This window comes from Pseudomonas sp. Yb2C2 (genome assembly GCF_052112325.1).
GTDB lineage: Bacteria > Pseudomonadota > Gammaproteobacteria > Pseudomonadales > Pseudomonadaceae > Aquipseudomonas > Aquipseudomonas marginalis.
The window spans coordinates 203467-229739 of sequence record NZ_JAVAJK010000003.1; the positions used below are offsets into that span (position 1 = coordinate 203467).

Sequence of the window (26273 nt, forward strand, 5' to 3'; positions counted from 1 at the left end):
GTCAGCTGCAGATAAGCCGACTGACCCACTGCTATCGGGGGCAAGCCCCCTCCCACATTGGGAACTGTACTAGGCGAAAGATCGGATTCGCTCGGCCAGTTCTGCCAGTTCAGCATCATCCGCCCGCACGTGATCGTGGGACGAGATATAGCCTTCATAAGCCTCAAAAAACTTGTCCACTTTCGAGCTCAACGGCTTGAATGTACTGTCCTGCCCAGTCCCATGCATGGGAAACAACTTCGCATGCAGATGATCAACCCCATACCCTTCCAGCATCATCCCCGTACGCGCCACATCGGGAAACGCCCGGTCGATCAGCAAGGCGGTTTTCTTGGTGGCCACAATCAGATCAGCCAACACCTCATCCGACTGCGCAAAGGCATAACTGCCGTAGTGCTGCTTGGGGATGACCACGCTGAAACCTGGGGTATTGGGGAAAATCGACAGGAACGCCATGTGATGTTCATCCTCCCACAGGATATGGGCTGGGGAGGTTTTGCGGACAATGCTGCAGAAAATACAATCCATTTGAATCACCGCCAATTTCGTCTTGGGTTTGGTCGTGGTAATCATCTAAAACAGGAGCGAACAAGCGTCAAACTCAATGGGCATTTTGGAAAATATCCTAAAACCTGGATATCGCCGCATGGCCACGCACGGAAATTTCCGACAGCGTTTTAGGGTTGCCGCTGGGAAGCTGGCTGCCTAATCTTCGGCGGTCGCTGAAAATTCAGCGACCGGGTTTCGCAGCCCGGTTAAACTCTAGACGCACAGCGTCCACCTCAGATAGCGGGCGCTTTTTTATGCCTGATGTTATGGCGGCTGTGCGCGGGATACCTTCGGGTATGCCGGGTGCCTAGAGTCCCGGTCTGCGAACCTGCGTGCAGCTGCCACCCGGGTATCGTTTCGCAGCGATGGGTGGTGGCTCCAATACTCTAGGAGCTAAATCATGATTAAAGACAGTCCGAATCCGCCATTCGATTCATCCTCGCTTCACGCTGCAGCTCATCAAGCGATTAACCATTATTTGAGTCCAGTTACGAAACCAGAACCGCCTGCCGAAGGGCACGGTCTATTTGCTGTACGCGAGGGTCTAGATGCAGAAATTCTACTGATCAATGCCTCGGAAGACCTTGCGTCAGTGCATGCATTGGCAACCCATTTAGCGTTTGAGATTGACGGCACCCCACGCAGTGTTGCGCTTGGTATTTGCCGGATGCTGGAAGGGATCCAGCTGCTAATGGAACAAGCCATGGTTCAGAGCGAGATAGCTTTACCTAGATAGCGCTGAAAAGGGGCGCATCTATAATTCATTAAGCAGATCCGCCCCTTCGGCTATTTTTTAGCATCCCCATACCATTTTCAGCACTCGCTTCCGCTGTGAGCATCATGAAGCTAATACGCAGTCGCCCCCCGTTGATTTCGAAAAATTACTCGCAGGAAAAATAACGCTTGAATTATGATGGCACCATGCTATAAATGATCCCGAAACAGGTGTATCTCGCCTGTCCCGCTCTTTACAAAATTCACGCTATGTATACAAGGAAGTCGACGCCTTAACAGGCGATCTCGAAAGAGATCACGACCGGCACCCCCCGTCCCCTTGTCCCCTTTATGCGTCCGTATGCATTGGGGGCGCGCTGCACTGGCGACGGTTGTCTGGCAAGCTAAGTTAAGAGTCCCCTCAGATTTACTTATTTATTCCTTGTCTTCTTATGGTCTGGCAAAACCCACCAAAAAGGAGATGAACCATGATTTTTATCATGATAAACGTAAACGTGAATAGTAATACCAAACGCAACAAAAAGAGCATTGAGCCCTTAGCTGGAGACAGCGCGGGCTTGAAAGGGGTGAATCTGAGGGAGGCCATAAAACGGGTGGGCACCACCGTATATATTGGCTTGGGTATTGCTAGGGTTATATCTTTTATTAAAGACTTACTTGATCAATAACCGACTCTGAACTTATACCACATGGCGAACGAAAAACCATATTATCGCAATAGATCTATTGGATCTGTTGACGCTCTCGCTCAGTGCTTAGGTGTGTCAAAAGCAAGACTTTTGACAATCTCAAGCAATGCCAAAAACTCATACACTGAGTTTAGTCGCACAACAATCAAAAACGGAAAAACAAAAGAAAGAATTCTTAACGAGCCCAAAGCAGGCTTAAAGGCAATTCAAAAAAGGATAAATAGAGAGATATTTGAAGGCATCTCGTACCCTGACTATCTACATGGCGGCCTCAAAGAGCGAGATTACGTATCTAATGTTCAAGCGCATGCCGGCGCTAAAACCATTATCGGCTTAGACATCAAAGACTTCTACCCATCGATAAAAAAGCAACACGTCCTCGAAATATTCAAGAACCTATTTCGATTTGACGCAGAAGTTTGCGAAATCCTCATCAACTTAACGACCAAAAACGGCGCAGTTACTCAAGGCGGCTGCTGCTCTAGCTATATTGCAAATCTATTATTTTTTAACGCTGAATTCTCCAAGGTCAGTAAATTAAGAGCCAAGGGCTACTGCTATACGCGGCTACTTGACGATATAACAATATCTTCAAAAAACACAATCCCTAAAGAAAAATCAGAAATTATTATTTCTGAAATAGCCGGCCTTTTTACGAAATTCAAACTTGAGTTGAATCGTGAAAAAACCAAAATTGAACATGTCTACGATCGCGAAGCGGACTTTGAAATAACCGGTCTATGGGCTGCACACGGAAATCCAAAATTAAAAAAGAAAGACCGTCGCTACGTAAGACAACTCGTTCATATATGTACAAAAGAACACAAGAAAGACCCTTTCGCCAAAGATTTTCACTCCCTTTGGAATAGAACATCCGGGAAAGTCGCAGTCCTCACGCGACTCGGGCACGCCCAAGCGAAGTCGCTGAGGCTTCAACTGAGCGAGTGCTTACCACTATATGACGACGACGCCTCTAAAAAACTTCAACGTCTAGCCTACAAATTATGCGAAATACCAGAAGTAGATACGAGCAACCCCTCCAAGTTAAAAGTTTATAGAAAACTTCGTTATCATTTTGGGATTGTCGCTAGAAACGACAAAGTAACAGCTGTGCGCTGGAAGCTAACACTAGACAAAAAATTTAAACACAGTGCCGAAACAGAACGAAAAAATAGGATATGAACATGAGCGAGGAAACTGGCACAGTTACTTTTACGGACAACCTGAAAGGCTTCGGCTTTATTAGAAGAAAAGCAGGAAAAGATGCTTTTTTTGTCTACAGTGAAGTGAATGGTTTCGAAGGGTTAGTCGAGCTTTTTGCTGGCGACTCTGTGAGCTTTGATATCGTTAAAGACGGAAAAGGGCCGCGCGCAGTCAATATACTTAAAATCTAATCTTCTACGCACCAACCTATGTACAGACCAATGCTTATCAAACAAACGCAAAATCTAAAGTGATTAATATTTGCTAATCGCAACATTCCCACCATACAATATCAGCTCTGAGCGACTTTGCACGCATTGGCTTTCAATATTAGAAGTTTCAAAAAAAACGCCCCGAACCAGTCGGGGCGTTTTTCATTCAGAGCACAGCAACCAACCGTCAGTCAGCCAACCGCCACGTCGTCCCGCCCTTCCCGTCTTCCAACACCACACCCATCGCGGTCAGCTGGTCACGGATACGGTCGGATTCCGCCCAGTCTTTACTGGCACGAGCCGCCAAACGCGCCTGGATCAGCGCATCCACCTGCGCCGCATCCACACGCCCTTCGGCGCCGGCCTGCAGGAACTCGTCGGCTTCCATCTGCAGCACGCCCAGCACACTGGCCAGTTCTTTCAGGCGCGCCGCCAGGCCCGCCGCCGCGTCGAGATCACTCTCACGCAAACGGTTGATCTCGCGCACCATCTCGAACAGCACCGCACAGGCTTCCGGTGTGCCGAAGTCATCGTTCATGACTTCGGTAAACCGTGCCACGAACGCTTCGCCGCCGGCCGGCGCCACGGATGGCAGGCCTTTCAACGCGTGGTAGAACCGCTCCAGGGCGCCCTTGGCGTCCTTGAGGTTGTCTTCGGAGTAGTTGATGGCGCTGCGGTAGTGGCTGGACACCAGCAGGTAACGCACCACTTCCGGGGGGTACTTTTCCAGCACGTCGCGGATGGTGAAGAAGTTGTTCAAGGACTTGGACATCTTCTCGCCATTGATGCGGATCATGCCGCAGTGCATCCAGGCGTTGGCGTAGGTCTTGCCGGTGGCGGCTTCGCTCTGGGCGATTTCGTTTTCGTGGTGCGGGAACTCGAGGTCGCTGCCGCCGCCATGAATGTCGAAGGTCTCGCCCAGGCAGCAGGTGGACATCACCGAGCATTCGATGTGCCAGCCCGGACGCCCGGCGCCCCATGGCGATTCCCAGCTCGGCTCGCCGGGCTTGGTGCCTTTCCACAGCACGAAATCGAGCGGATCCTGCTTGGCTTCGTCGACTTCGATGCGCGCGCCGATGCGCAGGTCTTCGATTTTCTTGCGCGACAGCTTGCCGTAGCCCATGAACTTGGCGACGCGGTAGTACACGTCGCCGTTGCCAGGAGCGTAGGCGTAACCCTTGTCGATCAGGGTCTGGATCATGGCGTGCATGCCGGGGATGTGGTCCGTGGCACGCGGTTCCATGTCCGGCTTGAGGATGTTGAGGCGCGCCTCGTCCTCGTGCATGGCGGCGATCATGCGCTCGGTCAGCGCGTCGAACGACTCGCCGTTTTCGTTGGCACGGTTGATGATCTTGTCGTCGATGTCGGTGATGTTGCGCACGTACGTCAAGTCATAGCCGCTGAAACGCAACCAGCGGGTCACCAGGTCGAAGGCAACCATGCTGCGGCCGTGGCCGATGTGGCAGTAGTCGTACACGGTCATGCCGCACACGTACATGCGCACCTTGTTGCCATCCAGCGGCTTGAAGACTTCTTTGGTCTTGCTGAGCGTGTTGTAGATCGTTAGCACGATGTTTCCCTTAAATCACTGGCCCCACGAATCTCGCAAGGTCACGGTACGGTTGAATACCGGAGCGCCTGGTTTCGAGTCCTTGATATCCGCGCAAAAGTAGCCTTCGCGCTCGAACTGGAAACGGTCTTCCGGCTGTGCGTCGCCAAGCGATGGCTCGGCACGACAACCAGTGAGTACTTGCAGGGAATCAGGGTTGATGTTGTCGAGGAAACTCGCGCTGTCTTCAGCCTTCTCAGGGTTTGGCGAGCGGAACAGACGATCGTACAGGCGCACTTCGCACTCGATGCTGGCAGCGGCAGGCACCCAGTGGACCACGCCTTTGACCTTGCGGCCTTCAGGGTTCTTGCCCAGGGTGTCCGGATCGTACGAGCAGCGCAGCTCGACGATGTTGCCGTCGGCGTCCTTGATCGCTTCGTCCGCACGGATCACGTAGCTGCCGCGCAGGCGCACTTCGCCGTTCGGCTCCAGGCGCTTGTAGCCTTTTGGCGGCTCTTCCATGAAGTCGTCACGGTCGATGTAGATCTCGCGGGCGAATGGCAACTTGCGCACGCCCAGCTCTTCTTTCTGCGGGTGACGCGGCAGTTCGAGGTTCTCGACCTGGCCTTCGGGGTAGTTGGTGATCACGACTTTCAACGGGCGCAGCACGCACATGGCGCGCGGGGCGTTGGCGTCGAGGTCCTGACGGATGCTGAATTCCAGCATGCCGAAATCGACCACGCCGTCGGAACGGTTGGTGCCGACCATGTCGCAGAAGTTGCGGATCGAGGCCGGGGTGTAGCCACGGCGACGGAAGCCCGACAGTGTGGACATGCGCGGGTCATCCCAGCCATGTACGTGCTTTTCATCCACCAGTTGCTTGAGCTTGCGCTTGCTGGTGATGGTGTAGTTCAGGTTCAGGCGGCTGAACTCGTACTGACGCGGGTGCGCCGGGACCGGCAGGCTGTCGAGGAACCATTCGTACAGCGGACGATGGCTCTCGAACTCCAGGGTGCAGATGGAGTGGGTGATGCCTTCGATGGCGTCCGACTGGCCGTGGGTGAAGTCGTAGTTCGGGTAGATGCACCACTTGTCGCCGGTCTGGTGGTGATGGGCGTGGCGGATGCGGTACATGATCGGGTCGCGCAGGTTCATGTTCGGCGAGGCCATGTCGATCTTGGCGCGCAGCACGCGGGCGCCGTCCGGGAACTCACCGGCGCGCATGCGGGCGAACCAGTCGAGGTTCTCTTCTACGGAGCGGTCGCGGAACGGGCTGTTCTTGCCCGGTTCGGTCAGCGTTCCACGGTATTCCTTGGCCTGCTCCGGGGTGAGGTCGTCGACGTAGGCCTTGCCGGCCTTGATCAGCTCGACGGCCCAGTCGAACAACTGGTCGAAGTATTTGGAGGCATAGCGCACTTCACCGGACCATTCGAAGCCCAGCCACTTGATGTCGCTTTCGATGGCGTCGATGTACTCCTGGTCTTCCTTGGCCGGGTTGGTGTCGTCGAAACGCAGGTGCGTGACGCCACCGAACTCCTGGGCCAGGCCGAAGTTCACACAGATCGACTTGGCGTGACCGATGTGCAGGTAGCCGTTGGGCTCTGGCGGGAAGCGGGTGACGATCTGCGTGTGCTTGCCCGAATCCAGGTCCGCCTGGATGATCGGGCGCAGGAAATTGACCGGGACGGCAGGTCCGGCCTTGGAATTCGAGGTAGGGTCGACAGTGGGCTTGCTCATAGGATCCTTGAACAGACAGGTTCGTGGCCGGTTGGGGCCAGATAAAACAAAGGCGATATCATAGCTGATGCTGTCAAGACACTGACAGGTCACGACCAAAAACTGCTGCTTTAATTAACCGGGCGGTAAAAAACCACCTCGAAATTCCTGCCGGGCACGCTAAACTGCGCGCCTTGGCCGCCGTTTAGCCAGACAGGTAAGGCGCCCCAGGCGTCCAAACCCACGAATTCCCTGAAAAGAGTAGTGAACATGACTCAAGTCAAACTGACCACCAACCACGGTGACATCGTCATCGAGCTGAACGCCGAGAAAGCGCCGATCACCGTCGCCAACTTCATCGAGTACGTTAAGGCCGGCCACTACGAAAACACGGTTTTCCACCGTGTCATCGGTAACTTCATGGTCCAGGGCGGCGGTTTCGAGCCTGGCATGAAAGAAAAGAAAGACAAGCGCCCAAGCATCCAGAACGAAGCGGACAACGGCCTTTCCAACGACAAGTACACCGTCGCCATGGCCCGTACCATGGAGCCGCATTCGGCCTCCGCGCAGTTCTTCATCAACGTGGCCGACAACGCCTTCCTGAACCACAGCGGCAAGAACGTACAGGGCTGGGGCTACGCCGTGTTCGGTAAAGTCACCGAAGGCCAGGACGTTGTCGACAAGATCAAAGGCGTGTCGACCACCTCCAAGGCCGGTCACCAGGACGTTCCGGTCGAAGACGTGATCGTCGAGAAAGCCGAGATCGTTGAGTGATATTACTGATTTCAGATTTGCATCTGGAAGAGGAGCGCCCGGACATTACCCGGGCGTTTCTGGATCTGCTTCACAACCGCGCCCGTGGCGCCCAGGCGTTGTACATTCTGGGGGACTTCTTTGAAGCCTGGATTGGCGACGATGGGATGACGCCCTTCCAGCGTTCGATCTGCGAGGCTCTGCGCGAGCTGAGCGACAGCGGTACCCCGATTTTTATCATGCATGGCAACCGCGACTTCCTGCTCGGCAAGGCGTTCTGCAAAGCGGCAGGCGCCACCTTGCTCAAGGACCCGAGTGTCGTGCAGCTCGCAGGCGAACCCGTGCTGTTGATGCACGGCGACAGCCTCTGCACCCGCGACCTTGGCTATATGAAGCTGCGGCGCATCCTGCGTAATCCCATCGTGCTGTTTATCCTGCGTCACCTGCCGTTGCGCACCCGCCATCGGCTGGCGCGCAAGCTGCGCAGTGAAAGCCGCGCGCAAACGCGCATGAAGGCCAACGACATTGTCGATGTGACGCCCGAGGAAGTGCCGCGGGTGATGCAGCAGTTCGGCGTGCGCACCCTGGTCCACGGCCACACGCACCGCCCGGCGATCCATAAGCTGCAGATTGGCGACCAGGCGGCCAAGCGCATTGTGCTGGGGGATTGGGACAAGCAGGGCTGGGCGTTGCAGGCGGATGAGCAAGGCTTTCAGTTGGCGGCGTTTGACTTCGTCAATCCGCAGCTGGCGTTGCCTGGCGCCTGATCCTCAAACACCACTGATCCAATGTGAACAGAGATCAAAATGTGGCAGGGGGCTTGCCCTAATGCCAGTCAGTTAAGGCTTTTTGTAGGAGCGAGCTTGCTCGCGAAAAACGCCCAGGCAACGCGTTCATTCTCGATAAGCGCGGTGGCCCTGAGTTCTTCGCGAGCAAGCTCGCTCCTACAGTGAATCACTTTCGCTTAACTGAACGGCATTAGGGCAAGCCCCCTCCCACAATTGATTGCATTTCAGTCTTTGCCAATCAGTGGCCGGACGCTTCCGGCCCTGCCTTGGCGCCAAACGGCGGTTTGGCCAGCCACACCAGCAGCATCAACCCCATGAACATCCACCCCAGCAACGTGAAGTAATCCACGGTGGACATCATGTACGCCTGGCTGGTGAGGATCTGGTCCAGTTGCGCGTAGGCCTTGTGCCCTGCCCCACCGAGCGCCTGCAGCGCGTCGCGGGTGGCCGAGTCATAGGTGGTCATGTTCTCGCTCATGTACGCATGGTGCTGGTCCGCCCGGCGAATCCAGATCCAGGTGGTCAGCGAGGCCGCAAAGCTGCCGCCCAGGGTCCGCAGAAAGGTCGCAAGACCGGCGCCATCGGCGATCTGGTGCGGTGGCAGGTCGGACATCAGGATGCTCAAGGTCGGCATGAAGAACAGCGCCACGCCGATGCCCATGAACAGCTGCACCAGGGCGATGTGGGTGAAGTCCACCTCATTGGTGAAGCCCGCGCGCATAAAGCAGCTCAGACCAATCGCCAGGAACGCCAGGCCTGCCAGCAGGCGCAGGTCGAACTTGTGCGCGTACTTGCCCACGAACGGTGACATCAGCACCGGCAGGATGCCGATCGGCGCCACCGCCAGGCCGGCCCAGGTGGCGGTGTAGCCCATCTGGGTTTGCAGCCATTGCGGCAGGATCAGGTTGATGCCGAAGAAGCCCGCGTAGCCGAGGATCAACACAATCGTGCCGATGCGAAAGTTACGGTAGGCAAACAGCCGCAGGTTGACCACCGGGTGCTTGTCAGTCATTTCCCAGATGATGAACACCGCCAGGGCAATCACCGAAATCGCCGCGCCCACAATGATGAAGTTGGATTCGAACCAGTCCAGGTCGTTGCCCTTGTCGAGGATGATCTGCAGCGCGCCGACGCCCACGATCAGGCTCAACAACCCGACGTAATCCATCGGCTGGTAGCTGGTGGTCACCGGGCGCTTCTTCAATTGCGCACGCACCACCATCACCGCAAAGATGCCGATGGGGACGTTGATAAAGAAGATCCACGGCCAGCTGTAACTGTCAGTGATCCAGCCGCCGAGGATCGGCCCCGCAATCGGCGCCACCACCGTGACCATCGCCAGCAACGCCAGGGCCATGCCACGCCTCGCCGGCGGGTAGACCGCGATCAGCAGTGTCTGGGTCATCGGGTACAACGGCCCGGCCACCAGGCCTTGCAGCACCCGGAAGCCGATCAATTCGGGCATCGAAGTGGAAATACCACAGAGGAACGAGGCCAGCACAAACAGCATGGTGGCCCACAGGAACAGCTTCACTTCGCCAAACCGCCGGCTCAACCAACCGGTCAGCGGCAAGGCGATGGCGTTGCTCACCGCAAACGAGGTGATCACCCAGGTGCCCTGCTCCGAACTCACGCCGAGGTTGCCGGAAATGGTCGGCAAGGCCACGTTGGCGATGGTGGTGTCGAGCACCTGCATAAAGGTCGCCAGCGACAGGCCAATGGTGGCCATCAACAGGCTGGGCGGCGTGAAGGAGGCGTTATTGCTCATCAGCGTTGCGCAGCCTTGGGCGCGGCGATGCTGTTGGCATGGATCAACTCGGTGATCATGGCGTCAGCCTCGGCCAATTGGCGGTCGTACACGTTGGTGGTGAAGGTCGCCTTTTGCGGCGCCTGTTGCGCCAACACCGGGCCGCTCTGGTCATGCAGGTCGACATTGACGACGGTGCTCAGGCCGACCCGCAGCGGGTGCTTGGCCAGTTCTTCGGCATTGATGTGGATGCGTACCGGCACCCGTTGCACGATCTTGATCCAGTTACCGGTGGCGTTCTGCGCCGGCAGCAGGGCAAACGCACTGCCGGTGCCGGCGCCAAGGCTATCCACGGTGCCGCTGAATTTCACGTCGCTGCCGTAGATATCCGACTCGATGTCCACCGGCTGGCCAATGCGCATGTCGCGCAGTTGGGTTTCCTTGAAGTTGGCGTCGATCCACAGCTGGTTCAGCGGGATCACCGCCATCAACGCCGTACCCGGCTGCACGCGCTGGCCCAGTTGCACGGTGCGCTTGGCCACGTAGCCGGTGACCGGCGCGATCAAGGTGCTGCGCGCATTGGCCAGGTAGGCCTGGCGCAGTTGCGCGGCAGCGGCCTGCACGTCCGGGTGGGACGAGATCACGGTGTCATCCACCAACGCATTGCTGGTCTTGAGTTGCTGCTCAAGGTTGGTCAGCGCGTTTTTCGCGGCCGTCAGGCTGTCACGGGCGTGGGACAGCTCTTCCTGGGAAATCGCGCCGCCCTGGGCCAGGGTCTTGCGACGGTTGAAGTTGTCCTGGGCAGTTTGCACATCGGCTTTCTGTGCGTTGACCTGGGCTTTCATGCCATCGACGTTGCTGTACAAGCCCCGCACCTGGCGCACGGTGCGGGCCAGGTTGGCCTGGGCGCTTTGCAGGCCGACGGCGGCGTCATTGGGGTCGAAGTTGATCAGCACCTGGCCTTCGTGAACCAGGTCGCCATCGTCGGCGCCGATGCTGACCACGGTGCCGGTGACCAGCGGGGTGATTTCCACCACGTTGCCGTTCACATAGGCGTCGTCGGTGCTCTCGTTGAAGCGCCCGTAGAATTCATACCAGCCCCATACGCCCACGACACCGAGGATGACGATCAGCGCGAGGCCGATCAGCATGACCTTGCGTTTGCGTGGGTTGTTGTCTTTGGGTTGTTCTGTAGCGTTGGTGTTTTCGGCAGTGGCCATGACAAATACCTCAAATTATTCCGTGCGTGTGGCTGGGGTGGTCGACGCCACGTTGTCGGCGCTGTATCCGCCACCCAGGGCCTGCATCAATTGAATCGACAGATCGATTTGCCCGGCATTCAGGGTCGCCAGCTGACGCTGGGCCTGCAGCAATTGCTGCTCGATGCTGAGCACGTCCAGGTAGTTACCGACCCCTGAGCCGTAGCGCTGGACCACGGTGTCGTAGGACTGCTGGGCAATGTCCGTGGCGTGTTGCTGGGCCTGGATCTGCCGACCGGTTTCGCGCAGTTGCGAAAGGGTGTTGCCGATATCGCCCAAGGCCTGCACCAGGGTTTTGTTGTACTGGGCCACGGCCAGGTCGTAGTCGGCATCGCGCGCATCGAGGTCGGCGCGCAGGCGGCCGCCATCGAAGATCGGCAACGAGATCGTCGGCGCAATGTTGAAGAAGCGACTGGCCGAGCCGAACATCGCATCCCCCAGCAACGACTCGGCCCCGGCGCTCGCGCTGAGATTGAGGTTGGGGTAGAAGCGCGTCTTGCTGGCGGCGATGTCCTTGCTCGCAGCCTCGACTCGCCAGCGCGCGGCGATCAGGTCCGGGCGGCGGCCCAGCAGCTCGGCGGGCAACACCGAAGGCACGGCGACAGCGGCGGGCTTGAGCACATTCGGACGAGCCAGTTCGCCGCCTCGGTCCGGGCCTTTGCCGAGCAATACGGCGAGTGCGATCTGGGCGCTCTGCAGTTGTTTGTCGGCATCGATCAATTGCGACTGGGAGCTGGCTTCCAGGCTTTCGGTCTGCTGGTACTGGTACTGGCTGTCGATGCCCGCAGCCAGGCGGCGCTTGCTCAGGTCGAGCATTTGCCGGGTGCGCTTGAGGTCATCGCCGGCCAGGTCGCGCACGATGTGCGCCTGGCCCAGGTCGCTGTAGGCCTTGGCCACATCGGCAGCGAGGGTCAGGCGCGCGGCCTGCTGGTCGACTTCGGCGGCGCGGGCCTGGCCCAGCGCGGCTTCCCAGGCGGCGCGCTGGCCACCCCAGAGGTCGAAGTTGTAATTGAAGCTGGCGCCGATATTACGCACGGTCGAGTAGGCATCGCCCTCGCCGCGCGGGTCCTGGTCCTTGGCCAGGCGTGAACGGCTCACGCCGGCGCTGGCATCCAGGGTCGGCATGCGTGCGGCATTCGCGGCATAGGCGGCGGCTTCGGCCTGATGGGCACGGGCGCTGGCGACTTGCATGTCGGGGCTGTTTTGCAGGGCTTCCTGGATCAGGCCGTCGAGCTGCGGGTCGCCGAGGCTTTTCCACCAGTCGGCGCTGGGCCAGGCGGCACTCGACAGGGTCACCCCGCTCAGGGATTTACCGGTCTGCAAGGTGTTGGCGTCGAGGCGCCGGCCCTGGGTGTCGAGGCCGCTGTAGTTGGCGCAACCGGCCATGCTCATGGCCACGAGCACCAGGCATAGGGCACGTGTGTTCATGCTTTACCTACCCGCTGCAGGGTGATGGGATCACCGGCAGCTATCAGAATTTTCTTGAGAATCCGTTCCAGGGTTTCCAGCTCGCCAGCCTCAAGTACGCCCGCCAGTTGGTTCAACGCCTGGGCGCCTATGTGCGGCAGCATGTCTGCCAGGCGCTGGCCGTCGGCAGTCAGCACCAACTGCACCTGGCGGCGGTCCTGCTCGGAGCGTTTGCGGTCCAGCAGGCCTTTCTGCTCGAGGCGGTCAAGCATGCGGGTCATCGAACCGCTGTCCAGGGACAGGTTGCGGCACAGCTCGGCCGGGGTGTCGACGCCGAACTGGGCCATGATGATCAGCACCTTGAACTGCGCGGCCGTGATGCCGTGGGGTTCCATGTGGGTGTCGATGATGCGGTCCTTGAGGAGCGCCGCACGGCCCAGCAACAGCCCGAGGTGGCAGTTGTGGAAGTTTTCAGGGGTGAAGTGGGGCATCGGAAGTCACCTTATTACTGCCTAGGCAGTGAATGTATGACGAGATGTTACTGCCTAGGCAGCGAAAGTCAAATGGAATAATTAGCTTGCTTGCTAATTTCACGACCGGCGGGCTGGAATGCAAACCAATGTGGGAGGAGGCTTGCCAGTCAGTTAAGGCTTTTTGTAGGAGCGAGCTTGCTCGCGAAAAACTCACAGACGCCGCGTTCATTCAGGAAGCACGCGTTATCGTTGACGTTTTTCGCGAGCAAGCTCGCTCCTACAGGAGGCGATGTACGCTTAACTGACTGGCATTAGGGCAAGCCCCCTCCCACATTTTTTGATCGAGCAGGACTCAGAAATCGCGCTTGTAGAAGATGTCGAGGGAACTGGCCACGCCACTCGCCACTTCCAGGTACACCTTTTTGCTCAGCAGGTAACGCAAGGCAATGGTGCTGGCCGGTTCGAACACCCCTACCCCGTAACGCAGGCTGAGTTTCTCGGTGATCTTGCCGCTGGCCACCACTGCCGTATTGTTGCCGCTGCCCTGGGTGTCGAGGTCGAAGTCGCGAATCCCCAGTTTGTTGGCAAGATCCGAGGTGACCCCGGCGCTGCCCATCAGGCCCAGGCCGAGGGCGGCCTGGGCAAGCATGTTGTTGTCTTCGCCGGTAGAGCTCAGCGGACGGCCCAGCACCAGGTAGGACAGTGCCTGTTCCTGGCTCATGGCCGGTTCCGAGAAGATCTGCGTGGTGGGCTGCTCGGCGCTGCCGCTGAGGCGGATACCGGCGACTACATCGTCGGTCTTGCGGATCGCTTCGATATCCAGGTACGGCTGGTCGAGCGGCCCGGCGAACAGCAGGCGTGCGCGGCGCACATCCAGGCGCTGACCATAGGCGCGGTAGCGACCGTCGTTGAGCCACAGCTCGCCACGGGTGTCCATGTTGTCGCCGATGTGCACATGGCCCTGCACCTTGGCGGTGAGGCCGAAGCCCGAGAAGTTGAGCTGGTCTTCGCCCACCGCCACGTCGATATCCATGGCCATGGCCATCGGCGGCTTGCCCTCTTCGGTCTGGCTGCCGACGATTACGGTATCATCCGAGACCTTGACCGTCGAAGGCGGCAGTTCGCGCACGGTGATGTCGCCGCGCGGGATCCGCACCTTGCCGGCAATCGCCAGTTTGTCGTTCTTCAGGCTGATCTTCAGGTCCGGGGCCACTTCGAGCACCGCATAGGGCTCCACCGTGACCGGCAGTTGCGAGCCTTGCAGGCTGAGGTCCACCACCAGGGCCTGGCCCCAGTCGATCTGGCCCTTGAGGCTGCCCTGCCCGGCCTTGCCACTGCGCCATGCGCCGTTCAACTGCAAGCTTTCACCGGCAATCAGCGCCTGCACGTTCAGGCCTTCAAGGCTGATGGGCAGCTCCGGCCCGGAGACTTCGCCGCCCACCAGGTTGACGTTACCGTTGACCTGCGGCGCCAGCAGGCCACCGGCGATCCGACCGCTGCCGTTGAGCTTGCCGCTGAGTTTCTCGACCATCGGCACAAACGGCCGCGCCACGGCGAGATCCAGACCGGTCAGGCTGAAATTGCCGCTGATCGGCTTGTTTTTCGGCAATGGGTTGATCTGCGCCTGCAACAGCAACTCGCCGAGCTTGCCGCCTCGGAAGTTCAGCTGGGTGTCGATACGCTTGGGGTTGAGGGTGGTTTCCAACTTGAGGGTGTCGTAGGGGAAATCCAGCCACTGGTCCTTGTCCTTGACCCGCAGGGTGCCGCCGCTGGCATCCACCGAGACCACGCCTTTGGGGCCGCTGTCGGGCAAGTCGAGTTGGATATCGGCGTTGAGCCTGCCCTGCCAGGCAAAGTCCTTGGGCAGAAACGCCGCCAGGCTGTCGATGGGGAATTGCTTGAGGTGGTAGCGCAATTTGGGTTCGGGCATCAGGCGCTGGTCTTCACCGCACAGGCTGGCGGCGCCGGAGATCCAGCAGTGGGCCGCGAAGGTCAACTTGCCGTCGGCCATGCGCTCGATTTTTGCCGGCGCTTGCAGCTTCCAGTCCTGGCCACCCGCCTGCACATCGCCACTGGCCAGGCGACCGCGCCAGTTGCCCTGGTCGAGGTTGCCATCCAGGGCCAGGGCCAGTTTGACCAAGGGGCCGGCCAGGTCGAGTTGGACCTTCTGGCTCCTGATATCGCCCTGGGCGCTGGCGGTGAGCGTGCCAACCTGGGTGTCACCGCTTTGAATGCCGCTGCCCTTGAGGTCGATTTTCCCGCGCTGGGCACTGTCCAGGGTCGCGTCCAGGCTCAGGCTTTGCAGGCGATTATCGGCGAACGCCAGTTGCTGGCCCTTGAGGTCGAGTTTGCCTTGAGGCGCCTTGAGGCTGCCGGCCACGTCGAGTCGGCCATTCACCTGCCCACGCAACTGCGGCCACAGTTGGGCCAGGCGCGCCAGCTTGATATCGATCTGCCCGGCCAGGCGTTGTTGCAGGCTGCCGCTGCCGTTGATGCGGTTGTCGCCCAGGCGGATATCCAGATTGGCCAGGGTCCATTGCTCGCCCGCGCCTTCGGCCTTGGCCGCCAGCACCGCGGTTTGCCCCCGCAGGCGACCCTTGAGGTCGAGGTCGGCGTTGAGTTTGAGCTGTTCGTTTTTGAATTCACCTTTGCTGCGTAAGGGGCCAGCCAACGTGCCCGGCAATTCCGCCACCCAGTACGCCGGGTTCAGCGCCGACAGGTCCAACGCGGTATCCCAGGCGATGCCATCGGCGAATTGCAGGTTCAGATGTCCTTCGGCCTTGCCTTGGCCAGCGGTCAGTTTCAGCTCAGGCAGGAAGACTTGCGTGAGGTCGCCACTGAACGGCGTGACCACATTGAATTTACCGGCCGGGCCGTCGAGGTCGGCCTTGAGGTTACCGAGGTAGTTGCCGTCCTTGTAGGAAACCTCACCGTTGAAGGTGCGCACTACCACCTGCGGCTCGTCGACCAGCGGATAGAAGCGGTGCCAGGGAAAATCCAGCCAATCGATCTTGGCGTCGGCGCTGAAGCCTTGTTGCCAGTCCATCTGGGCCGTTAATTTGAGGCTTTGCTGCTCGCCGGCGTTCAGGTCCAGCCCGGAAATTTGCGCGCCCTTGGCGTCGACCGTGCCTTGCAGCAACAGGTCCACCGGGCCTTTTTCCGCCGGCAGCACAGCCTTGCCCAACAGTTGGTAGCCACTGCCCAGGTCGCCCTTGGCGGTGAGGTCCAGTTGATTGAGTTGCAGGGTGTCGGGCAGATCAGCGCTGGGTTTGAAGCCATCGGCAGTGATGTGCAGTTGGGCCGGGAGGTTGTCCACCAGCGGTTGCAGCTCCCCCTTGAGCTTGGCCGGTAAGTAACCGCTGCTGTCGGCATCAAGCTTGAGGGTCTTGAGCAGGTCGCCCTCAACCTTGAGCGCCACCGTCCACGGCGCGCCGTCGGGGGCGTAGGGCAGGTTCAGATTGCCGCTGGCGGTCAGCGGCCAGTCACCGCTGGGTTGCAACAGGCCGTTCAGGTCCAGCACCAGGCCGTCCCGTTGCAGGTGCACCGTGTCAATCTGCATGCCGGCGGCGGTCCAGTGCGCGGCCAGTTGCAGGCCCTTGAGTTGTTCGCTGCCGTTAAGCAGCAGGCTGCCGACACGAACGTCGCCCAACTGAATGGAAACGGGCAGCTTCAGGTCGGGCAATTGAATCGGCCCGCTGCTTTCTTCGGTGCTCGGCGCAACGTCCAGGCGGACTTGCTCCACATCCAGGCGATTGATGCACAGGGTCATGCGCAACAGGCACGCCGGCGACCAGTCAAACGTCGGCGCATCGAGTTCGACGCGACTGCCGTCCTGCTCCCACAGCAGATGATCGGCGCTCCACTGGCCGCCCAAACGGCCGTGGAAATTCTCTACGCTCAAACCCGGTACACGCCCCAGCGCCCAGCGACTGCCCGCCTGGGTACCGACGACCGCCCACAGGGCCAGCAACAGCACGACAAGGATGGCCAACACGACCAGCCCCGCTATTTTCACACCACGCATCACAGCTCAGGTCCCATGGAAAAGTGCAATCGAACGCCGCCCGGGTCTTCCAGGGCATGGGCCAGGTCCAGGCGGATCGGCCCGACCGGCGAGACCCAGCGGATGCCGACACCCACACCGGTCTTCAAGCTGGGCAACTCCAGGGAGTTGAACGAGTTGCCCTGGTCGATAAAGGTCGCAATCCGCCATTTTTCGGCGATGGAATATTGATACTCGGCACTAAGGGCCACCATGTAGCGGCCGCCGATACGGTCGCCCCGGTCATTCTCCGGCGACAGGGTCTGGTACTCGTAGCCGCGCACACTCTGATCACCACCGGCGAAGAACCGCAGCGATGGTGGCACCGACTTGTAGCCGTTGGTGGCACTGCCGCCGACCTGGGCCCGCGCCAAGAAGCGGTGGTTGTCCCACAGGGTGGTCAGGCCCTTGACCATGGCCGTGCCGTACAGCAGGTTGGTGTCGGAGCCCAGCCCCTCCTTCGCCACCTTGCTGTCGAATTGCAGGCGGTAGCCGTTGTGGGGGTCGATGCGGTTATCACTGCGCAGGTAGGAATAACTCACACCCGGCATCACCAGGTTACTGAGGCCCGAGTCATTGCCCAGGCGGTATTCTTCGCGCTGGTATTTGAGCGAGATCACCCGGGTCCAGCCACTGGGCAACTTGCTGTGCCATTCGGGCCCGAGGGTGAGCAATTTACTCAAGGTGTCGGTGTTGGCGATTTCTTCATTCTGATAACCGCCGGCGAAACGCAGTTTATCGGTGAGCGGCGGGTCCAGCGGGATGTCGTACCACAGCCCGACGTTCTGCCGAGGCGCCGACAGTTCAGCTTCCCAGCCATAGCTGTGGCCCTGGGGATTGACCCAGTGGCGCGTCCAGTTGGCCTTGCCGCGCGGGCCGACGTCGGTGGAGAAACCCAGGCCCAGGCCCATGGTGCGTGGCTTGCGGGTCTCCAGGTTGACGGCCACCGGGATCACGTCATTGGCCGAAGCCGCAGGCGCGGCGTCGACGCGCACGCCTTCGAAAAAGCCGCTGGCTTGCAGGTTCTGGTTGAGTTCGGCGATCAGTTCGGAATCGTAGGGGGCGCCACTTTTAAACGGCACCATGCGTTGCAGCAGCTCTTCGTCAAACGGCGTATCGCCGGCAAAGCTGACCTTACCCAAGGTGTAGCGCGGGCCGCTGTCATAGATGAGTTCGATATCGGCGACACCGGCCTGGGGGTCTACCGAGAGTTTCTGGTGAGTGAAGCGCCCGCTGAAAAAGCCGTAGCGCGAGGCCTGGTTCTGGATCAGACGCTTGGCGTCTTCGTAGTGGCCGTGGTTGAGCACGGCGCCGGATTTCAGGTCGTCGCTGGCGGGCACGCGAAAGGCCTTGAGGTCCGCGGCCGGGCCGTCGACCCGAATGGTCACGTTGCGCAGATGCACCGGTTCGCCGGGGTCGATGGTGAGGATCAGGCGCGGGTTCTTGCCGCCCTTCACATCGCTTTCGATCCGGGGCTGATAGAAACCTAAAGCCTGGGCGGCTTTGCGCGCCTGCTCTTCGGCCCCACGGCTGAACCGCAGCAAGGCCTCTTCGTCACGCTCGCCCACCCCACCGATATAGCCTTCGATGTTGGCTTTCAACGCGTCGTTTTTTGGCTTGATCCGCACGTCCAATTCGCTTTGCGCGAATGCGCCGCAGCTTGTGAACAGCAGAACCAAGCCGCTGGTAAATCTTCCTGGAAACTTCATAGGCGCGGATGCTACACGAGCTGGGGAGAAACTTAGAACTCAGAGGATTCTGAAAAATTCTGCGCTAAGCCGTTGCAGCATGTAACACCTGCGGATTGGGGTGGAAAAATACGTGTTCCAGAATCGGTCCTACAGCCACTTCGCCGATCTCCTCATAGCCCTGGCGTTTGTAGAACTCCAGATAGCGCGAATTCCCCGTGTCCAACACCACACCGGACGAGTGAGGGTCTTCAGCGCACCAGTTGTGTACCGCCTCCAGCAGCTGTTCACCGTAGTGCTTGCCCTGGAATTGCGGATGAATGCCCAGCAGCGGCAACACATGCACCGATTCGTTGGGCAGGCAGGCCATCACCGCATAGTGGTAGTCAAGGTAGCGTCGGGTACCGCGCACGCCGGTGCTCAGCCACATGCGCAATTGCCAGGCCCAGCTTTCGGTAATCCCCAGGCGCCGCTGCGGTGGCGCGATCAGCGCGATGCCGATCAGGCGGTCGTTGACGAACAGGCCGATGGCGGGAAGTTTCTGGAAGAAATGCTGCTTGACCAGTTCGCGCACCGTGGCACGTACCCGTTGTTCATAGCCTGCGCGTTCCGCCTCGAAGATGTAGGCAAACGTCGGCTCATGCCGATAGGCCTGGTACAGCAGCGAGCGTGCTTCGCGGGAGTAGCCGCTATTGAGCAGGCGAACTTCGCCAATGGCAGTGTCAGTCATACAGTCAATCTCCCTGGGCGCCACTCAATAGATGGCGTTCTTATGGGTACGAACCTACGCAGCACCAGTCGTTCCCAGACATTAGCAGTGCATCTGTCCTACCGCCACGCTGGCCCCCGTCCGACTTGTCCGCTAGCATCGCCCTTTTGCCAGACTGGACCGCCGACCATGAAAATCGTCTCCTTCAATATCAACGGGCTGCGCGCCCGCCCTCATCAGCTGGCGGCACTGATTGAAAAACACCAACCCGACGTGATCGGCCTGCAGGAAACCAAGGTCCACGACGACCAGTTCCCCCTGGCCGAAGTGCAGGCCCTGGGCTATCACGTGTACTACCACGGCCAAAAAGGCCACTACGGTGTAGCGCTGCTCTCGCGCAAAGAAGCCTTGAGCGTGCACAAGGGCTTTGCCAGCGATGAAGAAGACGCCCAGCGCCGCTTTATCTGGGGCACCTTCGCCGATGAAAATGGCCAGCCGGTGACCATCATGAACGGCTATTTCCCACAAGGTGAAAGCCGCGACCACCCGACCAAGTTCCCGGCCAAGCAGCGCTTCTACGCAGATTTGCAGCACCTGCTGGAAAGCCAGTTCAGCAACGACCAGGCCCTGGTGGTGATGGGCGATGTGAACATTTCCCCGGAGGACTGCGACATCGGCATCGGCGCCGACAACGCCAAGCGCTGGCTGAAAACCGGCAAGTGCAGCTTCCTGCCTGAAGAGCGCGAGTGGATGGCGCGCCTGAAGAACTGGGGCCTGGTGGACAGCTTCCGCCACCTCAACCCCGATGTGGCCGACCGTTTCAGCTGGTTCGACTACCGCAGCCGTGGGTTCGAGGATGAGCCCAAGCGTGGGCTGCGCATTGACGTGATCATGGCCTCCAATGGCTTGCTGGCGCGGGTCAAGGATGCCGGCGTGGATTACGACCTGCGGAGCTTGGAGAAACCGTCTGACCATGCGCCGATCTGGCTTGAGCTGAGCTGATCCCCTTGACTGTGTACTCGGGCCAAATGTAGGAGGGGGCCGCGGTGTATCAGTAACAGATAGGCTGACTGTCAGTCACATTATTGAAATCCAAGTGACTTAATCTCGCGGCACTCCCTTTGGCTTGAGAAGGTGCCGGCATGATGCTGCGCGTTCTGTTCCTGTTGTGTAGCGCGTTTTCCCTCTGCGTCGTGGCTGCCCCCCTCCCCGTTCCCGACCAAGGCCCGGCTTTGCGCATCCAGGGTTCCAACACCATTGGCGCGGCGCTGGGGCCGGCGTTGGTCAAGGGGTTGATGGAGCATCAGGGCCTGCAGGCGGTGCACAGCGAACCGGCCGAGGGCGCCAATGAACAGCGCGTGATCGGCAAGACACGCCAGGGCAGGACGGTGACCGTCGAGGTGGCGGCCCATGGTTCCAGCACGGGGTTTGCCGCGCTGAAAAACGCCAGCGCCGACCTGGCCGCCTCGTCCCGGCCGATAAAAGACAGCGAACTGGTGGACCTCGAACCGCTCGGCGACCTGAAAAGCCCCGAGGCCGAACAGGTGATCGCCATCGACGGCCTGGCCATTATCCTCAACCCGCGCAACCCGCTGAATACTTTGAACACCGAGCAACTGGCGCAGATTTTCAACGGCGAAATCAACACCTGGGAAGCATTGGGCGGGATCGGCGGCGCCATTCACCTGTATGCGCGGGATGATCAATCCGGCACCTATGACACCTTCAAGGACTTGGTGCTGCGCCTGCGCCGCAAGCCCCTGGCCGCTGACGCCAAGCGCTTCGAGTCCAGCGAAGCGTTGTCCGATGCGGTGAGCCGGGATCCCCAGGGCATCGGTTTTATCGGCCTGCCTTACGTGCGCCAGGCCAAGGCGGTGGCGATTGTCGATGGCGACTCGCAACCTATGTTGCCGTTGAACAGCCTGATTGCCACCGAGGATTACCCGCTGTCACGCCGGCTGTTCTTCTACCTGCCGCCCTCCTCCAGCAACCCCTGGGCCAAGGCCCTGGTGGACTTTGCCCAGAGCAGCAAAGGCCAGGCGATTGTGGCGGCCAATGGGTTTATTGCGCAGCAGGTGCAGGCGATGACGGTGGAGCCGCGCCCTTCGATGCCCGACGATTACCAGGCGATTGCCCGTGACGCCCAGCGTTTGAGCGTGAATTTTCGCTTCGAGGAAGGCAGCGCCAGCCTGGACAACAAGGCGCGCCAGGACGTGCAGCGCGTCGTGGCCTATATAAAGCGCCACAACCAACTCGACAAGCAGGTAACGCTGGTGGGATTCGGCGATGCCAAGAATGACCCGCAACGGGCCGCGCTGCTCTCGAAGCTGCGGGCGATGGCGGTACGCCGGGAGCTGGTCAAGAATGGCGTGGTATTGCGCGATATTCGCGGCTTCGGCGCACAGATGCCGGTGGCGGCGAATACGGCGGATGAGGGGCGGATCAAGAATCGGCGGGTGGAGGTTTGGGTGTACTGAGGCCTTAGCCTTGCGGTGTTCGGAATGGCCTCATCGGGGGCAAGCCCCATCCCACACTTTGACTGTATTCCCAAATCAAAATGTGGGAGGGGGCTTGCCCCGATTGCAGGCGGCGCGGTGTTACTGCCCGCCGCGCATCAACTCTTTAGGCACATACTTGCCGATCTCGAACTTGCCGATGGCCGCGCGGTGCACTTCGTCCGGGCCGTCGGCCAGGCGCAGGGTGCGTTGCATGGCGTACATGTAGGCCAGCGGGAAGTCGTTGGAGACGCCGGCGCCGCCGTGGATCTGGATCGCGCGGTCGATCACCTTCAACGCCACGTTCGGCGCCACCACCTTGATCTGGGCGATTTCACTTTTCGCCACTTTATTGCCCACGGTGTCCATCATGTACGCCGCTTTCAAGGTCAGCAGGCGCGCCATGTCGATGTCCATGCGTGAGTCGGCGATCTTGTCGATATTGCCGCCCAGGCGCGCCAAAGGCTTGCCGAACGCGGTGCGGCTGACGGAGCGTTTGCACATCAGTTCCAGCGCGCGCTCGGCCATGCCGATGGAGCGCATGCAGTGGTGGATACGGCCGGGGCCAAGGCGGCCTTGGGCAATCTCGAAGCCTCGGCCTTCACCCAGCAGTACGTTTTCGTATGGCACGCGGACATTGTCGAACAGCACTTCGGCGTGGCCGTGGGGCGCATCGTCGTAGCCGAACACCGGCAGCGGGCGTACGATTTTCACGCCGGGGGCGTCCACCGGCACCAGGATCATCGAGTGCTGCTGGTGGCGCGGTGCATCCGGGTTACTCAGGCCCATGAAGATCAGGATCTTGCAGCGCGGGTCGCAGGCGCCGGAGGTCCACCATTTCTTGCCGTTGATCACCCACTCGTCGCCCTGGCGCTCGGCGCGGGCGGCCATGTTGGTGGCATCCGAGGAGGCGACATCGGGCTCGGTCATGGCGAAGGCCGAACGGATCTCACCGCGCAGCAGCGGTTCGAGCCAGCGTTGTTTCTGCTCTTCGTTGGCGTAGCGCACCAGCACTTCCATGTTGCCGGTGTCGGGGGCGGAGCAGTTGAACGGTTCCGGCCCCAGCAGCGAGCGGCCCATGATCTCGGCCAGGGGGGCGTATTCAAGGTTGGTCAGGCCGGCGCCCAGTTCGGACTCGGGCAGGAACAGGTTCCACAGGCCTTCGGCTTTCGCCCGGGCCTTCAGCTCTTCCATGATGGCGGTGGGCTGCCAGCGGTCGCCTTCGCTGACCTGGCGTTCGAACACCGGCTCGGCCGGGTAAACGTAAGCGTCCATGAACGCTGTAACACGTTCACGCAGTTCCTGAACCTTGGGCGAATAGGCGAAATCCATGAGCAGCTCCCTTCTTTGAGAGGTTGTTTAGGTCATGCAATCGATGCTAGAACAGCGCTGATAATTTACCTAGCCTATTCTCGGCGTGTATTAACATTCATCACCGATATATGATCGACGTATGAGTACGTAACAAATCGCCACCTAATAATAAGAGCGCAACCCAATGAATCTGAGCAAGGTCGACCTCAACCTCTTTATCGTCTTCGACGCGATCTACACCGAAGCCAACCTGACCCGCGCCGGGCAGATTGTCGGCATCACCCAGCCGGCGGTGTCAAACGCCCTGGCGCGCCTGCGCGAGACGTTCAACGACCCGCTGTTCGTGCGCACCGCCCAAGGCATGGTGCCCACACCGATGGCGCAGAACATCATCGGCCCGGTGCGCAATGCGCTGTCGTTGCTGCGGGTGTCGGTGCAGGAAAGCCGCATCTTCAACCCGCAGCAGGCGGCCAAGACCTACCGCATCAGCATGACCGACCTCACCGAAGCGGTGATTCTGCCGCTGCTGTTCCAACGCCTGCGCCGCCTGGCACCCACCGTGGTGATCGAGAGTTTCCTCTCCAAACGCCGCGAGACCACCAAGGAACTGGCGGCCGGGCGCCTGGATTTTGCCGTGGACGCGCCGCTCAACACCGACCCGCAGGTACGCCACGTCAAGCTGATGGAAGACCGCTACGTGTGCGCCATGCGCAAGGGCCATCCCATGGCGGGCAAGGACAAGTTCACCCTGGATGACTACCTGTCGCTGACCCATATCCATATCTCCAGCCGCCGCAACGGCTTGGGCCATGTCGACCTGGCCCTGGGCAAGATGGGCATCCAGCGCAAGATCGCCCTGCGCTCCCAGCATTACCTGATGGCCTCGCAAGTGTTGCAGCAGACCGACATGGTCATGACCGTGCCCGAACGTTTCGCCCGCCGCCATGAGCTGCATTGGTTCAACCTGCCGGTCAACGACGTGCCACCGGTGGAAACCCACCTGTACTGGCATGAAAGCACCGACCAGGACCCGGCCAACCGCTGGATGCGCGAGCAGATGATCGAGTTGTGCCAGCAAGTCACCGCCCACGAGAAGAAGCTGGACAAACAACAGGCCTGAGGCTGAAAAACGCCCCCTGTGGCAGGGGGCTTGCCCCCGATGGGCTGCGCAGCGGCCCTTGACGTTTACGTCAACCTGCCATTAGCTTAGCGCCAAGACCTTCTTGAGCGCCCCCATGAGCACGACCTACAGCATCTCCGACCTCGCCCGCGAGCTCGACATCACCACCCGCGCCATTCGCTTCTATGAAGAACAAGGCCTGCTGGCCCCGGAACGCCGGGGGCAGGAGCGCATTTATTCGGCGCGGGACAAGGTCAGCCTCAAGCTGATCCTGCGGGGCAAACGCATCGGTTTTTCCCTGGCCGAGTGCCGTGAGCTGATCGAACTCTACGACCCCACCGGCGGCAACCAGATCCAACTCAACAGCATGCTGGCCAAGATCGCCGAGCGCCGTGAGCAGTTGGAACAGCAACTGCTGGATATCGAACAAATGAAGCTGGAGCTGGACACCGCCGAAGAGCGTTGCACCCAGGCCCTGGCGCAAACCATGGGCCAGGTTGGCCATTGATCAGAAGGTAGCTGCCATGTCCCTCCCCTCCCATGTGCGCCTGGTGGAAGTCGGCCCGCGCGACGGCTTGCAGAACGAAGCCCAGCCCATCAGCGTGGCCGACAAGGTCCAATTGGTGGATGCCCTCAGCGCGGCAGGCCTGAGCTATATCGAAGTCGGCAGTTTTGTCTCGCCCAAGTGGGTGCCGCAAATGGCCGGTTCCGCCGACGTGTTCGCGCAAATCCAGCGCAAGCCCGGTGTAACCTACGGTGCGCTGGCGCCAAACCTGCGTGGTTTCGAGGACGCGCTGGAGGCGGGCGTGAAGGAAGTGGCGGTGTTTGCCGCAGCCTCCGAGGCGTTTTCCCAGCGCAATATCAACTGTTCCATCAGCGAAAGCCTGGAGCGTTTTGCGCCGATCATGACGGCGGCCAGGCAGCACGGCATCAGCGTGCGCGGCTATGTGTCCTGTGTGTTGGGTTGCCCTTACGAAGGTGAGATTGCGCCGGAACAGGTGGCGGCGGTCGCGCGGGAGTTGTATGCCATGGGCTGCTACGAGGTGTCCCTGGGCGACACCATCGGCACCGGCACGGCGGGCACCACGCGGCGGCTGTTCGAGGTGGTCGGCGCGCAGGTGCCACGGGACAAACTGGCGGGCCACTTCCATGACACCTATGGCCAGGCCATCGCCAATATCTATGCCGGCCTGCTGGAAGGCATCACGGTATTCGACAGCTCTATTTCAGGCCTCGGCGGCTGCCCCTATGCCAAGGGCGCCAGCGGTAACGTCGCCACCGAAGATGTGCTGTACCTGCTCAATGGCCTCGGGATCGACACCGGCATCGACCTGGACGCATTGATTCGCGCGGGCCTGCAAATCAGCCATGTCCTCGGCCGCCCTACCGGCTCGCGCGTAGCCAAGGCGCGGACAGCCGGTTGAGTAGCGTAGCCGTGACAATGTGTTACCGCACGGCTACACATCGAGTAACACGGGAACATATTTTGTCGTATTTTCTGTAGGCCAAACCCTACTAAAAAATTAACTTATTGATTTTAAATGGATTTTAAAAGTTGGCACGCCTTCTGCTATCTCTATGGCATAACAAGAATAAAAAGCGCCAAACCTAATAAAAATAAGACGAAACGACTCTGACATAACAAAAACAACACGGCAGAGACGCAGCTAACAGATTTTTTTGGAGAAGATGTGCTTCGCAGGGTACGGCATGCCGAGACCCGCAACCGGTTAGAGAAAAATAAAACTACCTCAGGTAGCTACCCACTGGTTGGATCGTTAACGAAGAAGCAGATCAGCGCTCAAAAAAATACGTTTGCTCTTGA

The 26273-nt window shown here is 59.7% G+C and carries 22 protein-coding genes; 11 read left to right on the forward strand and 11 right to left on the reverse strand.

Annotated features, from left to right (window positions below; all coding sequences use genetic code 11):
- Nucleotides 1-69: 69 nt before the first annotated feature.
- Nucleotides 70-528 carry an HIT family protein gene (locus tag Q8X51_RS05260; protein WP_407694140.1) on the reverse strand — a complete coding sequence of 153 codons (459 nt, stop codon included), beginning with the start codon at nucleotides 526-528 and terminating at the stop codon, nucleotides 70-72.
- Between the two features lie 421 nt (nucleotides 529-949).
- Between Q8X51_RS05260 and Q8X51_RS05265 the strand changes: the two genes are divergently transcribed.
- The 4 genes from Q8X51_RS05265 (at nucleotide 950) to Q8X51_RS05280 (ending at nucleotide 3367) form a co-directional block, all read left to right on the forward strand.
- Complete coding sequence (locus Q8X51_RS05265; protein ID WP_407694120.1) at nucleotides 950-1285, forward strand: DUF6124 family protein; 336 nt, start codon at nucleotides 950-952, stop codon at nucleotides 1283-1285.
- Between the two features lie 466 nt (nucleotides 1286-1751).
- The gene (locus tag Q8X51_RS05270) at nucleotides 1752-1952 is read left to right on the forward strand and encodes a hypothetical protein (protein ID WP_407694121.1); all 201 of its coding nucleotides are present in this window, start codon (nucleotides 1752-1754) and stop codon (nucleotides 1950-1952) included.
- A gap of 21 nt (nucleotides 1953-1973) precedes the next feature.
- Nucleotides 1974-3155: a reverse transcriptase family protein gene (locus Q8X51_RS05275; RefSeq protein ID WP_407694122.1), complete on the forward strand. Its 1182-nt coding sequence runs from the start codon at nucleotides 1974-1976 to the stop codon at nucleotides 3153-3155.
- A 2-nt stretch (nucleotides 3156-3157) separates the two neighbouring features.
- Nucleotides 3158-3367, forward strand: coding sequence for a cold shock domain-containing protein (locus Q8X51_RS05280; protein WP_407694123.1), 210 nt, complete (start codon nucleotides 3158-3160; stop codon nucleotides 3365-3367).
- A 208-nt stretch (nucleotides 3368-3575) separates the two neighbouring features.
- Here Q8X51_RS05280 and cysS read toward each other — a convergent pair whose 3' ends face one another.
- Both cysS and Q8X51_RS05290 read right to left on the reverse strand, forming a co-directional pair.
- Nucleotides 3576-4958 carry a cysteine--tRNA ligase gene (gene cysS / locus Q8X51_RS05285; RefSeq protein WP_407694124.1) on the reverse strand — a complete coding sequence of 461 codons (1383 nt, stop codon included), beginning with the start codon at nucleotides 4956-4958 and terminating at the stop codon, nucleotides 3576-3578.
- A gap of 15 nt (nucleotides 4959-4973) precedes the next feature.
- On the reverse strand, nucleotides 4974-6674 hold the full coding sequence (locus Q8X51_RS05290) for a glutamine--tRNA ligase/YqeY domain fusion protein (RefSeq protein ID WP_065927033.1): 1701 nt from the start codon (nucleotides 6672-6674) through the stop codon (nucleotides 4974-4976).
- Between the two features lie 249 nt (nucleotides 6675-6923).
- Between Q8X51_RS05290 and Q8X51_RS05295 the strand changes: the two genes are divergently transcribed.
- Together Q8X51_RS05295 and lpxH are read left to right on the forward strand one after the other, a co-directional pair.
- The gene (locus Q8X51_RS05295; protein WP_065927032.1) at nucleotides 6924-7427 is read left to right on the forward strand and encodes a peptidylprolyl isomerase; all 504 of its coding nucleotides are present in this window, start codon (nucleotides 6924-6926) and stop codon (nucleotides 7425-7427) included.
- Entirely contained in the window at nucleotides 7424-8173 is a 750-nt protein-coding gene (lpxH, locus tag Q8X51_RS05300) for a UDP-2,3-diacylglucosamine diphosphatase (RefSeq protein WP_027606286.1), read from the forward strand. The genes Q8X51_RS05295 and lpxH overlap by 4 nt, the downstream gene beginning before the upstream one ends.
- Nucleotides 8174-8432: 259 nt before the next feature.
- On the opposite strand, the gene Q8X51_RS05305 is transcribed toward lpxH, so the two are convergent.
- From Q8X51_RS05305 to Q8X51_RS05335, 7 genes are all read right to left on the reverse strand, one after another.
- Entirely contained in the window at nucleotides 8433-9962 is a 1530-nt protein-coding gene (locus Q8X51_RS05305) for a DHA2 family efflux MFS transporter permease subunit (RefSeq protein WP_027606285.1), read from the reverse strand.
- Nucleotides 9962-11161: an HlyD family secretion protein gene (locus Q8X51_RS05310; protein WP_065948374.1), complete on the reverse strand. Its 1200-nt coding sequence runs from the start codon at nucleotides 11159-11161 to the stop codon at nucleotides 9962-9964. The genes Q8X51_RS05305 and Q8X51_RS05310 overlap by 1 nt, the downstream gene beginning before the upstream one ends.
- Nucleotides 11162-11176: 15 nt before the next feature.
- A complete protein-coding gene (locus Q8X51_RS05315; protein ID WP_074847194.1) occupies nucleotides 11177-12628 on the reverse strand; it encodes an efflux transporter outer membrane subunit in 1452 nt (483 codons plus the stop codon).
- Nucleotides 12625-13098: a MarR family winged helix-turn-helix transcriptional regulator gene (locus Q8X51_RS05320; protein ID WP_027606282.1), complete on the reverse strand. Its 474-nt coding sequence runs from the start codon at nucleotides 13096-13098 to the stop codon at nucleotides 12625-12627. The genes Q8X51_RS05315 and Q8X51_RS05320 overlap by 4 nt, the downstream gene beginning before the upstream one ends.
- Nucleotides 13099-13432: 334 nt before the next feature.
- The gene (locus Q8X51_RS05325; RefSeq protein WP_407694125.1) at nucleotides 13433-17104 is read right to left on the reverse strand and encodes a translocation/assembly module TamB domain-containing protein; all 3672 of its coding nucleotides are present in this window, start codon (nucleotides 17102-17104) and stop codon (nucleotides 13433-13435) included.
- A complete protein-coding gene (locus Q8X51_RS05330) occupies nucleotides 17104-18831 on the reverse strand; it encodes an autotransporter assembly complex protein TamA (RefSeq protein ID WP_108572655.1) in 1728 nt (575 codons plus the stop codon). The genes Q8X51_RS05325 and Q8X51_RS05330 overlap by 1 nt, the downstream gene beginning before the upstream one ends.
- A gap of 64 nt (nucleotides 18832-18895) precedes the next feature.
- Complete coding sequence (locus tag Q8X51_RS05335) at nucleotides 18896-19540, reverse strand: GNAT family N-acetyltransferase (RefSeq protein ID WP_027606279.1); 645 nt, start codon at nucleotides 19538-19540, stop codon at nucleotides 18896-18898.
- 168 nt (nucleotides 19541-19708) lie between these two features.
- Between Q8X51_RS05335 and xthA the strand changes: the two genes are divergently transcribed.
- Both xthA and Q8X51_RS05345 read left to right on the forward strand, forming a co-directional pair.
- Nucleotides 19709-20521: an exodeoxyribonuclease III gene (gene xthA / locus Q8X51_RS05340; RefSeq protein ID WP_065924116.1), complete on the forward strand. Its 813-nt coding sequence runs from the start codon at nucleotides 19709-19711 to the stop codon at nucleotides 20519-20521.
- Between the two features lie 140 nt (nucleotides 20522-20661).
- Nucleotides 20662-21996 (forward strand): substrate-binding domain-containing protein, encoded by a 1335-nt coding sequence (locus tag Q8X51_RS05345; protein WP_407694126.1) that lies wholly within the window; start codon nucleotides 20662-20664, stop codon nucleotides 21994-21996.
- A gap of 120 nt (nucleotides 21997-22116) precedes the next feature.
- Here Q8X51_RS05345 and Q8X51_RS05350 read toward each other — a convergent pair whose 3' ends face one another.
- Complete coding sequence (locus Q8X51_RS05350) at nucleotides 22117-23346, reverse strand: acyl-CoA dehydrogenase (RefSeq protein WP_074847198.1); 1230 nt, start codon at nucleotides 23344-23346, stop codon at nucleotides 22117-22119.
- A gap of 166 nt (nucleotides 23347-23512) precedes the next feature.
- Here Q8X51_RS05350 and Q8X51_RS05355 point away from each other — a divergent pair, with 166 nt between their 5' ends.
- The 3 genes from Q8X51_RS05355 to Q8X51_RS05365 all read left to right on the forward strand — a co-directional run bounded on the left by Q8X51_RS05355 (nucleotide 23513) and on the right by Q8X51_RS05365 (nucleotide 25872).
- A complete protein-coding gene (locus Q8X51_RS05355; protein ID WP_027606275.1) occupies nucleotides 23513-24448 on the forward strand; it encodes a LysR family transcriptional regulator in 936 nt (311 codons plus the stop codon).
- 115 nt (nucleotides 24449-24563) lie between these two features.
- A complete protein-coding gene (locus Q8X51_RS05360; RefSeq protein ID WP_027606274.1) occupies nucleotides 24564-24956 on the forward strand; it encodes a MerR family transcriptional regulator in 393 nt (130 codons plus the stop codon).
- Between the two features lie 16 nt (nucleotides 24957-24972).
- Complete coding sequence (locus Q8X51_RS05365; protein ID WP_407694127.1) at nucleotides 24973-25872, forward strand: hydroxymethylglutaryl-CoA lyase; 900 nt, start codon at nucleotides 24973-24975, stop codon at nucleotides 25870-25872.
- Nucleotides 25873-26273: the final 401 nt, after the last annotated feature.

Bases quoted from the DNA above. Each gene is read 5' to 3' on its own strand.
- Q8X51_RS05310 (WP_065948374.1), bottom strand. From the start codon at position 11,161: ATGGCCACTGCCGAAAACACCAACGCTACAGAACAACCCAAAGACAAC.
- Q8X51_RS05365 (WP_407694127.1), top strand. From the start codon at position 24,973: ATGTCCCTCCCCTCCCATGTGCGCCTGGTGGAAGTCGGCCCGCGCGAC.
- Q8X51_RS05305 (WP_027606285.1), bottom strand. From the start codon at position 9,962: ATGAGCAATAACGCCTCCTTCACGCCGCCCAGCCTGTTGATGGCCACC.
- Q8X51_RS05270 (WP_407694121.1), top strand. From the start codon at position 1,752: ATGATTTTTATCATGATAAACGTAAACGTGAATAGTAATACCAAACGC.
- Q8X51_RS05335 (WP_027606279.1), bottom strand. From the start codon at position 19,540: ATGACTGACACTGCCATTGGCGAAGTTCGCCTGCTCAATAGCGGCTAC.
- Q8X51_RS05260 (WP_407694140.1), bottom strand. From the start codon at position 528: ATGGATTGTATTTTCTGCAGCATTGTCCGCAAAACCTCCCCAGCCCAT.
- Q8X51_RS05360 (WP_027606274.1), top strand. From the start codon at position 24,564: ATGAGCACGACCTACAGCATCTCCGACCTCGCCCGCGAGCTCGACATC.
- Q8X51_RS05290 (WP_065927033.1), bottom strand. From the start codon at position 6,674: ATGAGCAAGCCCACTGTCGACCCTACCTCGAATTCCAAGGCCGGACCT.
- xthA (WP_065924116.1), top strand. From the start codon at position 19,709: ATGAAAATCGTCTCCTTCAATATCAACGGGCTGCGCGCCCGCCCTCAT.
- Q8X51_RS05320 (WP_027606282.1), bottom strand. From the start codon at position 13,098: ATGCCCCACTTCACCCCTGAAAACTTCCACAACTGCCACCTCGGGCTG.
- Q8X51_RS05350 (WP_074847198.1), bottom strand. From the start codon at position 23,346: ATGGATTTCGCCTATTCGCCCAAGGTTCAGGAACTGCGTGAACGTGTT.
- Q8X51_RS05355 (WP_027606275.1), top strand. From the start codon at position 23,513: ATGAATCTGAGCAAGGTCGACCTCAACCTCTTTATCGTCTTCGACGCG.
- Q8X51_RS05325 (WP_407694125.1), bottom strand. From the start codon at position 17,104: ATGCGTGGTGTGAAAATAGCGGGGCTGGTCGTGTTGGCCATCCTTGTC.
- Q8X51_RS05295 (WP_065927032.1), top strand. From the start codon at position 6,924: ATGACTCAAGTCAAACTGACCACCAACCACGGTGACATCGTCATCGAG.
- Q8X51_RS05275 (WP_407694122.1), top strand. From the start codon at position 1,974: ATGGCGAACGAAAAACCATATTATCGCAATAGATCTATTGGATCTGTT.
- Q8X51_RS05345 (WP_407694126.1), top strand. From the start codon at position 20,662: ATGATGCTGCGCGTTCTGTTCCTGTTGTGTAGCGCGTTTTCCCTCTGC.
- Q8X51_RS05265 (WP_407694120.1), top strand. From the start codon at position 950: ATGATTAAAGACAGTCCGAATCCGCCATTCGATTCATCCTCGCTTCAC.
- Q8X51_RS05280 (WP_407694123.1), top strand. From the start codon at position 3,158: ATGAGCGAGGAAACTGGCACAGTTACTTTTACGGACAACCTGAAAGGC.
- Q8X51_RS05330 (WP_108572655.1), bottom strand. From the start codon at position 18,831: ATGAAGTTTCCAGGAAGATTTACCAGCGGCTTGGTTCTGCTGTTCACA.
- Q8X51_RS05315 (WP_074847194.1), bottom strand. From the start codon at position 12,628: ATGAACACACGTGCCCTATGCCTGGTGCTCGTGGCCATGAGCATGGCC.